This window comes from Janthinobacterium sp. BJB401, assembly GCF_013372745.1.
GTDB lineage: Bacteria > Pseudomonadota > Gammaproteobacteria > Burkholderiales > Burkholderiaceae_D > Janthinobacterium > Janthinobacterium rivuli.
Map to the genome: position 1 here is coordinate 1 of NZ_JABXFH010000089.1, position 9354 is coordinate 9354.

General features: G+C 56.6%; 7 protein-coding genes and 2 pseudogenes. 3 read left to right on the forward strand and 6 right to left on the reverse strand.

What is annotated here, in order from left to right; genetic code table 11:
• Positions 1 to 1342 (forward strand): thioesterase domain-containing protein (locus tag HWE17_RS27925; protein ID WP_176391041.1); only part of this gene is annotated, 1342 nt, incomplete at its 5' end.
• 150 nt (positions 1343 to 1492) lie between these two features.
• Here the strand turns inward: HWE17_RS27925 and HWE17_RS27930 are convergent.
• From HWE17_RS27930 to HWE17_RS27945, 4 genes and pseudogenes are all read right to left on the reverse strand, one after another.
• Positions 1493 to 1675, reverse strand: a pseudogene (locus HWE17_RS27930) (DDE-type integrase/transposase/recombinase); the annotation flags it as partial.
• A 123-nt stretch (positions 1676 to 1798) separates the two neighbouring features.
• Positions 1799 to 2959 (reverse strand): annotated as a pseudogene (locus tag HWE17_RS27935) (IS3 family transposase).
• A 97-nt stretch (positions 2960 to 3056) separates the two neighbouring features.
• A complete protein-coding gene (locus HWE17_RS27940) occupies positions 3057 to 3596 on the reverse strand; it encodes a hypothetical protein (RefSeq protein ID WP_176391042.1) in 540 nt (179 codons plus the stop codon).
• A gap of 205 nt (positions 3597 to 3801) precedes the next feature.
• Positions 3802 to 4386: a hypothetical protein gene (locus HWE17_RS27945; RefSeq protein ID WP_176391043.1), complete on the reverse strand. Its 585-nt coding sequence runs from the start codon at positions 4384 to 4386 to the stop codon at positions 3802 to 3804.
• 51 nt (positions 4387 to 4437) lie between these two features.
• Between HWE17_RS27945 and HWE17_RS27950 the strand changes: the two genes are divergently transcribed.
• Positions 4438 to 5295: a helix-turn-helix domain-containing protein gene (locus HWE17_RS27950; protein WP_176391044.1), complete on the forward strand. Its 858-nt coding sequence runs from the start codon at positions 4438 to 4440 to the stop codon at positions 5293 to 5295.
• 306 nt (positions 5296 to 5601) lie between these two features.
• Here the strand turns inward: HWE17_RS27950 and HWE17_RS27955 are convergent, their stop codons facing one another.
• Positions 5602 to 6861, reverse strand: a complete 1260-nt coding sequence (locus HWE17_RS27955; protein WP_176391045.1) for a hypothetical protein — start codon at positions 6859 to 6861, stop codon at positions 5602 to 5604.
• Positions 6862 to 7223: 362 nt separating this feature from the next.
• On the opposite strand from HWE17_RS27955, the gene yddG reads away from it, so the two are divergent.
• Positions 7224 to 8129, forward strand: coding sequence for an aromatic amino acid DMT transporter YddG (gene yddG, locus HWE17_RS27960; RefSeq protein WP_176391046.1), 906 nt, complete (start codon positions 7224 to 7226; stop codon positions 8127 to 8129).
• Between the two features lie 17 nt (positions 8130 to 8146).
• Here yddG and HWE17_RS27965 read toward each other — a convergent pair.
• Positions 8147 to 9354, reverse strand: a 1208-nt coding sequence (locus HWE17_RS27965; RefSeq protein ID WP_369681788.1) for an MFS transporter, incomplete at its 5' end; no start/stop codon positions are given.

A 9354-nucleotide genomic window follows, 5' to 3' on the forward strand; every position in this document is an offset into this window, starting at 1 on the left:
GAATGCATTGCGGACGCATGAAGATGTGAAGGATGCCGTTGTCATTGCGCGTGAAGCGCCCGAGGGCGGAAAGCGCCTCCTAGCCTACGTGGTGAGCAATGGAATCTCATTGGAGCAAACCTTGGACGTTCGCAACCAATTAACTGCGCAACTGCGCCAGCACCTAGTGTGCAATTTACCAGATTACATGGTGCCGCAAGCTGTCATGGTTCTCGGCCAGTTTCCACTTACTCTCAATGGAAAGATCGACCAAAAGGCGCTGCCGGAATATGATCAGCCAGCGCTGGAACGGGAATATGTTGAAGCACGGACGGCAGTTGAGCGTGCGCTGTGCGAAAGCTGGCAGGAAGTGTTGCGCATACCACGGGTCGGCATCACTGACAATTTTTTCCAGTTGGGTGGGCACTCCCTGCTGGCGATCCAGCTGATGTCTACCGTCCGGCGGCGTCTGGACGTAGAGATGCCGTTGAGGTCTCTCTTTATTGCGCCCGATCCGGAGTCTTTTGCTCGCGCTATAGCCAATCAGGCAACGGTTATACCTTTCCAACATTTGGTCAGCATCCGTCCGGGGAGTACAGCAAATACCCTTCCCCTCTTTCTGCTGCATTCTGGCGAGGGTGAAATCGCGTATGCAACCAAACTGGCTCAATCGTTGCATGGCGACCTGCCCGTGTATGGGTTGGCCGCGATTGGGTTTCTCGATGGCGAGGAGGTTATGTCCAGCGTGTCCACGATGGCATCGATGCAAATTAAGGCAATCCGGCACATCCAACCCGAGGGACCATACCGCCTTGCCGGCTGGTCGGCTGGCGGGACAATTGCCTATGAAATTGCTCGACAATTACTGGATGACGGGGAGGAAGTCGATTTTCTTGGCTTGATCGACACGACGAGCAATTACGGTGGCGGATCTTTATCTACAGGATATGTGGACGTGGATGATGCTGCTTTTTGGCTAGCCAACCTTGGCGAGCTTCCTAAAGGGGTTGCTGCCCAATTGCAGGCACTGGCGTCATGCGGGGACTTAGCACTCATGTTCGACGTGTGCCAACGTGAAGACGTCATCCCTCCACAGCTTGATTTTGCGGCATTCCGGCGTCATCTCGCGGTCAGAGCATCGATTGCCCGTGCTTTGTATGCATACAAACTGGTTCCAACACCAATTAACATTTCCCTGTTTTGCGCTGTGGATGAGATGCGGTCCGAACCCGATTTGGGCTGGAAGCAGGTGATGGGTGGCAGGGTTAGCATAACTTCGATAGGCGGTGGACACTATACAATCATGGATGAGCCGAATATCAAGGCACTCGGCGAGGCGATCTCGGCCAAGCTGCGTCTTTAAGGTTACCTCTAAAAACCCTCCGCTGGCCGGTCAACCTCGGTAAAAAGGGTTCTGTCGCGTTGTTGATCAAAGGCGGAATTCTCCGGCACGGCGCTGTGCGGCTCAAACTGGAAGGTCTACTCCTGCCAGCACATAAAATTTGTCGGCGGCCTAAGTTGCATCGGCGCCGTCAAATTCGAACTGGCCCTTGTGGATCATGTGTATCAGTTCGATGCCATCGAGCACCGATCTGGCGGAGCGAAATGATTTGAAGTTGAGCATCGGCCTGGTCACCCGCTTGATGGCGCGATGATCCTGCTCGACGATGTTGTTGAGGTATTTGATTTGGCGCACTAGTCTTACTGTGTCATAAATTGAATTATGTGCGTGTACTGTTGAACTCTCTATAACGATAGGAGACGGGCATCACGGATTTTGCTGAGTTGGATATGTATCTTGAACGGCTGTGCGTAGTGGTCAATCTATCCTGGACACTACGTTAAGTTTTTCTTCGGCGACGGCTGGTGCCAATCCGTGATTGAACTGATGTGGCCGTATCCAGTTATACCGGTGCATCAGGTAATGGCTGATTTCCCGTTGCGTCTCTTGTGCCGTCATGTAACCGGTTGACGGCAGTCATTCCGTTTTGAAGCTGCGGAACAGGCGCTTCACCGGGGCGTTATCACAACAATTCCCCGACGGCTCATGCTCTGTTGTATCCGATAGCGCCACAAGCGCTGACGGAATTTTCGGCTGGCATACTGGCTCCCCTGATCTGAGTGAAACAGCAACCCCTGCGGTCGACCTCGCTACTCGTAAGCCATTTCCAGTGCTTGTACAACGAGGTCAGCATCGAGCCGTAGCGAGATTGCCCAACCCACTGCCCGACGAGCAAATAAGTCCAACACCACAGCCAGGTAATACGATCGTCCTTGCGCCCAGACATAGGTGATATCGCCGCACCAGACCTGATTTGGCGCTTCCACCGTGGTCTCTCGGTTGAGGTGGTTCGGAATGTCGACCCGCTCCACCGTAGCCTGCTTATAGGCATGGCTGCCAGGCTGTTTGCAGACCAACCCTAGCTCTTCCATCAAACGACTGACTTTGAAGCGGCCAATTGCCGCGCCTTCTTCGCGCATCATGCCCATGATGCTGCGGCTTCCCGTCGAACCACGGCTCTCGACAAACAGCTCGTGCACGCGGCTACGCAATGCCATGCGCTCAGCATCAATCTGCCGGGCGCGCTCCCGATACACATACAGGCATGGCCGCGCTACGTCGAACACCGCGCAGATCAACTCGATTGATTCGTTACCGCAAATCTGATCGATTACCTCGTACGTTCGATCCCTTACGACATCAAGAGCGCGGTAGCCTTTTTAAAATGACCTTTTCCCGCTCGAGACGCTCAATACGCGCCTCAAGTTCCTGTATTCGCTGCTGATCTGGCGACATTGCCTTGCTCTGCGGCGTGATGCCTTGCCGCTCTAACTGCAGGTGCTGCACCCAGCGGCGCAGCACCGATTCGCCGATGTCGACTGACCGGCTTGCCTCCACGTGGCTCTATCCTTGATCCAGCACCAGGCATGCTGCCTGCTGTTTGAACTCAGGGGAAAACGTACGTCTTTGCTTGCTCATCAAACACCTCTCCATGGCGAGCATTCTCGCCTAAATCAGTGTCCGGGGACATTAAACCACTACATTTCTTGTCGCCTTTGGTGCTTGCCGCTTCACATCACGGACATGCGGCATTCGCCAGGCCTCCGGTGTTGCAAGCATTGAGGTAGCCTTGCGCCACTGCTGGCGTCAATTTACCGCCCGTCTGTGCGTTGATGAATGCTGTGCGACAAGCGCTTTGACCGTTGCTCCCCGGGACAATCGTTTGAGCGTTCATGCGTTGAACATAGGTGACGGGGTCGACGCCACAGAGCAGGGCGTTGCTTTGCGCGACAAACGCTCCGGCAGCGTTCTGGACGATATTGGTCGCTTGTTCGCAGTTGTTGGCCTGAGTGCGCACTGTCAGGTGGAGAGGGACGGGCGGGTTCACGCCATTTGGCTGGAGGCCGAAGGTCAAGTGAACGTCGGGCTGTGCGGCCGTCAATTCACACACTTGCAGGTTTTGCGTAGCAGGGCTGAGGCTTTTGCAGAGGCCGCTGGTGGCAGCATTGCCATAAAACGCCAGCGATGGGCATCGATTTGGAACCTGCGCCAAAGCACAGGAGGAGGCGGACAACAGCGAAACGATCATTGCGGCATGACGCATCTGGGGTTTCATCTTGTTCCTTTCGACTTGGTTGAATGGTTGAGTCTGCTATCTCAAATTGAGGTCTGGCGACTAGCTCCAGGATGTAAACAATACAAATCCTACATGTTTCGACTAAAGAAAAACTATTCAAATGTAATAATGTTAATTTTTTGAAAATATCGTTGATATATATCAGTGATGTCCCGTTCCAACTGAGCACAGGTACGCCTTCCAGCTATCGGGGGATGTTATCTGCTGATGCGATAGCGCTCTTGATCCTTTCCTTGAGCGGAAAAATCATCGATCCGGCTGCCGTGCGATCGTCCCGATTCCGGCTCAGGATGTACGGATCGTCTTCGGCCAAGGTACTGACTGACGGCAGCATCAACGCGTGCATCGAAGGTGACGATCCCGAGGGGGCGCCGATGCGCGAACTGAAGCTGATCACGCCGCCGACTTGGGTCTGGGCTCTGGGGTTCAAAATCTGCCACTCCTGGTCTCGCGTACGCAATCCGGTGTCGAGTCCGGAGGCCGGCAAAAACATGGCTTGCAATACCTGCACCGTCCCACCCGGCCCCGGCGGCAGTGAGCCAGACGGCGATTGACGCTGTACAGCCTCGGCTACTGATTTTCTTAAGATATAGAACATAACAATGTTATATAAACGCCATTTTTTTGCCAGCGGTGTTGTAGTATGGCAATTAGTGACTGGGGTTTGGCGATTGAGGCACTCAGGGGATGTCCCTTTTGTAAGCATGATTCCATGGCTGGGACCTTTGCGGCCATTTTCGTATGCGGGCAATCCTGGCTTGCTTTGCATCGATCGGGCGCTTGCCGAGGCATCGTCAAAATATCAAACTGGGGATCAGGAATGCCGAACTCGCTTGCCTATCATGTTGTCGTAAATGCGCTCGAGGGCAAGGCTGGCTGGACGCCGATGAGCAGGTTCGTCTCAGCGGTGTCGCACGCCATCAGTGGCCACTTGCCATATCAGCGCTACCATGCCGCTGGCCGCGCCAGAATGGCTGAGGGAACTGGGGCCGGTGTGGTCGAGCGCATGGTCAACGACTTCCTCGCCACCGACATCAACCCTGGTTATCTGCTTCTATCGTCATTCCAGCGCGAAGCCGATGTGTTGATCGCGTTCAACGTCTATAACCAGTCAGCCAAACTCGGCGTGCAGACTAGCCTTGGCGCCAGTGGTTACGCGCGCCGGCCCAGCAGTGCCTCCCGCAATGGCGCAGATGGAACGCTTGCGGCCGATGGCGACGATCCTGATAGCTGCCGCCAAGGCACCCTGGCGATTGTGGAAACCATGATGGCGACCACGCGGCGCAATGCGCAGTTGCCGAACGGAGCAGAAAAGCGCAACTTGACCACCATTGCCAATATCCTGGGTGTGGAGGCGTCCGCTGCCGGAGAAGTGGCTCTGGTGTTTGAAAGCGAGGGGCACCTTCCCATCGCCAGTGTCGCCCGCAAGCTGGGCTGCCACCAGCGCACTTTGGAGCGCCGGTTGCGGGAGTCAAATATAACCGCCGAAGCCCTTAGACAAGCGTCGCGCTTGATTCGCGCATCGCATCGCCTCTCATCCTTCGACAGCCTTACGATGATTGCCTTTGACGAAGGTTTTTCTGATTTGGCCCACATGACCAGGGCATTTCAAACCGCATCGGGAATGCCTCCCAGTCTCATACGCAAGTTGATGCGCCTTAAGCCACCTCATAGGTGACCTTCCATTTCCAAGCTTGCTTATTATGCCGGCGTGTCATGAAGCCCAGTAGGCCGAGGCCCGTCAGCAGCATGCCGTAGTGTAGCTCACGTCCGTTATAACTGCGATAGCACTGGGCATGCAAGGGATTGGCGCGCCGACGTTGAGGGGCCATTGCGTCAGCCGTGCGCCCGTATGCCGAAGGCAGATAGTCCAGGTGCGCCCAAAAACAGGCCGGGCCCTGTTGTCTTTCACACTGGCACAAGTTACCCGGATCGCCCTTGGTGAGACCGGCCGGGTTCAGGCCGAACCATGATGGCGATATTGTTACAGGTCGGACGTTGCGTTCCCATCGGGAATGACCAGTACAAAATCGTAGCCCTGAATCATGCCCTGGACACTGCTGTCTCCATTCGCCAGGGATTTGGCCGATCCCAGCAAGGGGCGCACGTCGAACAATGACCATTCCTTATGTTCACTCGCCGCGGCAAAGAAGGGCAATACGCCAGCCATGGTGGACTTGGTATCGACTTTTTCGATTTCTGTGGTGGCAGACGCGCGCCCAATGCCGGCAAATTGCGACTGCTGGCCTTTGGACGCGAGCACCAGCACATGCAGCGATTTTTGTCCGCGGCCTTCCGCATATTCAGCCAAATAATTGCCGATCTCCCGGCTACCGGCGCCAAGCGGGTTATAACCCCGGAATACATGCACTGCACCGGCTTTCAGTAACATGCGCTGTGCAGGCGCAAGCGTCAAATGGCTGGCCACATACTGCTTCATCAGCCTGGCACGCTGTGTATTGGACGAATACCCTTGTCCTGGCGTCATGTTTTTGGCATAAATGCTGCGGCTATCAATCAAGGAATTCAACATCGCCAGGGCGGGCATTTCCTTGGGTGTCGTGAGCAGCTTCTGTAACGCGACTAATTCTTCTTCCTTGATTTTTACCATGAAAAGCTCTCGCGGATCTCCGCTCTCCGACGCTCGGCGATAATCGTCGCTTTCAAGCTTGCGGAAGGCCTCGATTTTTGATTTCGCCAAAGGACCAAGCGGTTGCTCGGTCATTTGATCGAGCAAATATTTCGAAGCGCCCATGAGTTCCTGATCCATTCCCACTAAATGGAACGATGGTCCGGCAGCTTTCGCGATACGCGCCAGGAATTGCGCCTCAGCTTGCCATTTGTAAAACGCAGTCGCGACCGGATATGCCTTATTAAATGCCGCTATGCCGGCGACGCCGGTATCGGATTTCAACGTTTTTTCCAAAGCATCAGCAACCGCCGGCCCATTTTCGATAATCAGCGTCGTAAATCCTTGCTTTGCCAATTCTTCAAAATACGCCGCCGAAAAATTCGCAATTTCTGCAATGCCATGGTCTTCGCCGATGAGTACGAATTGGCTTTCCAGGCCCGCGTTTAGCAATGTCGTAGCGCCGGGACCAGCCATCTTTCCATGATCGATGGTGATAGTCGTGCGTAGGGCGGCCAGGCGGTCTGGCAACGATAGCGGCTTATCCGCCGACAAGACAGGCATGGCCAAGCTGGCCAGCATGGTAAAAATAATCATGGAACGAGGTTTTTGCATTATTTTTCGCATAAATTGTGTTCTGGCTGGCGATTTCAGTCGCGGTGTATTTGGAAGCAGGATGTCCTGCTCGGCTGGTAAGCAATCGCGATCACGCGCTATCAGTATGCTGCGCGTAATTCGGGTAGGCTGGCCTTGAGGATACTTCCTTTTATAATTTTTATGTATGGGCGGGAAGGAGAAATTTGCCGATGCCACGGTAAATCAGGTGACGCGATAAGGATCCTGACACAGAAGGGTGTAAGTTTGGCTATTGGAATATAGTATCCGCAAATAATTGATGGAATTTTAATAATTCTCACCGCTGATTGCCCTGGAGAACGACACCGGGCGTGTAACTGCATCACCTGAATGACATAAACATGAAAAATACCAACAAGGCCACCCTGACCGGGCTGGGCGCCATTCTGCTGTGGAGCTCGATTATCGGACTGATCCGCAATGTCACCGATCTGCTGGGACCCACGGGCGGGGCGGCCATGATGTACAGCGTGGCGTCGGTGTTCCTGCTGCTGTCCGTGGGTTGCACGAGGCCGAGCGAATTTCCACGCCGCTATCTGCTCTGGGGCAGCCTGCTGTTCGTCACTTATGAGCTGTGCCTGGCGCTGTCGATAGGCTATGCCAGCACGGCGCGCCAGGCCATCGAGGTGGGCATGGTGAACTATCTGTGGCCAACCGTCACCATCGTCGCGGCCATCGTGTTCAATGGGCAGAAGAGCAATTTCCTCATCGTGCCGGGTTTCCTGCTGTCCGTCGCCGGCATCAGCTGGGTGCTGGGCGGCGAACAGGGTTTTGATCTGGCTGGTACCGTGGCCAACGTGCGTGGCAACCCGCTCAGCTATGGCCTGGCCTTTGCCGGCGCGGTGATATGGGCCGCGTATTGCACCGTGACGGCGCGCATCGCGCAGGGCAAGAATGGCGTGACCCTGTTCTTCATCCTCGTTTCCGTCAGCTTGTGGATCAAATACCTGCTGCAAGGCGGCGGCCCCATGGTGTTTACTGTCGAGGCCGTCATCTACCTGCTGCTGGCCGCCGGCGCCATGGGCTTTGGCTACGGCGCCTGGAACGTGGGCATTTTGCACGGCAACGTCACGATCCTGGCCGGCGCCTCGTATTTCATTCCCGTGCTGTCCGCCGCGCTGTCGTCGCTGCTGCTGCGCACGCCGCTGTCGCTGGCCTTCTGGCAAGGTTCGGCGATGGTGTGCGGCGGCGCCATCCTGTGCTGGCTGGCGACGCGCGCACGACGCATCAAACCAGTCAGCACCTAACACCGCGCCGCCAGCCGCTAGTGCGACAGCACCGAATCGCGCGGCTTATGCCCGAGGTAAGGCAGCAAGCTGATGAGGCCAAGCACGGCCAGCGCGACGCCGACCCACAGCGGGGAGCGCAGGCCGTAGCCGGCGGCGATGCCGAGACCGCCGAGCCAGGAACCGGCGCCCAGGCCGATGTTGATGACGGACGTGTGCACCGTGTTGACCAGCGGCCCCGGATGGGCCGTTTTCATCACGCGGGCGATGATGGCGGGATTCATCGACATGCCGACAAGGCCCGTGACGACCAGCAAGGTGACGCTGATGATCTTGTCTTGCGCAAAGACGGCGAACAGCGCCAGGCTGATGCTCAGGATGACCATGCCCCAGACCATGATGACGGTGGTGTAGCGGTCCGCATAGCGGCCGACCACGCCATTGCCCACCACGTTGGCGATGCCGTAGACGCCCAGCAGCCAGGGGATGTCGGAAGCTTGAAATCCTGTAATTTGCGTCAGGATGGCCGCGAAGTAGCTGAAGGCCGCGAAAATCGCTCCGATGATGAGGCCGCTGCTGGCGTACGCCGCCCACAGGTGGCGGTTGCGGAATTCCCCCAGTTCCTTGCCGAGGCTGACGACTTCGGACGGTTTGGAGGGCGGCACCAGTACGCTGATGAGCGCCAGGCACATCAGCGCCAGCAGCACCACCAGCCAGAAGCTGGCGCGCCATCCCAGGTGCTGGTCGATGAGCGTGGCGACCGGCACGCCCACCACGGAAGCGAGCATGAGACCGCCAATCACGACGGCGGCGGCGCGTCCGCGCGCGTCGGGCGCGACGATGTCGGCGCAGATCGCCAGGGACAGGCCAAAGCAGGTGGCGGCGGCCACGCCCGTGACCACCCGCGCGATGGCCAGGATGTCATAGCTGGTAGCGGACGCGGCGACGGATTGGGCCAACACATAAAAGCCCAGCAGCCACAGCAGGCCCTGCTTGTTCGGCACGCGCAGCTTGAGCAGGACGATGGTGCTCAGCGGGCCGCCGATGACCATGCCCATGGCGTAGAGCGAGATCAGGTAGCCGATGCGTGTCACCGGTTCGTCCATGGCCAGGGCCAGCGACGGCATCATGCCCGCCACCATGAATTCGGAGGTGGTTAACGAAAAGATCGTCAACCCCAAAATGTAAACAACCAGCGGCATAGCAATATCCTTCGAGAGTAATAACAAAAACACCCGCCAGGCGT

Bases quoted from the DNA above. Each gene is read 5' to 3' on its own strand.
- HWE17_RS27940 (WP_176391042.1), bottom strand. From the start codon at position 3,596: ATGAAACCCCAGATGCGTCATGCCGCAATGATCGTTTCGCTGTTGTCC.
- HWE17_RS27945 (WP_176391043.1), bottom strand. From the start codon at position 4,386: ATGCAAAGCAAGCCAGGATTGCCCGCATACGAAAATGGCCGCAAAGGT.
- HWE17_RS27950 (WP_176391044.1), top strand. From the start codon at position 4,438: ATGCCGAACTCGCTTGCCTATCATGTTGTCGTAAATGCGCTCGAGGGC.
- HWE17_RS27955 (WP_176391045.1), bottom strand. From the start codon at position 6,861: ATGCAAAAACCTCGTTCCATGATTATTTTTACCATGCTGGCCAGCTTG.
- yddG (WP_176391046.1), top strand. From the start codon at position 7,224: ATGAAAAATACCAACAAGGCCACCCTGACCGGGCTGGGCGCCATTCTG.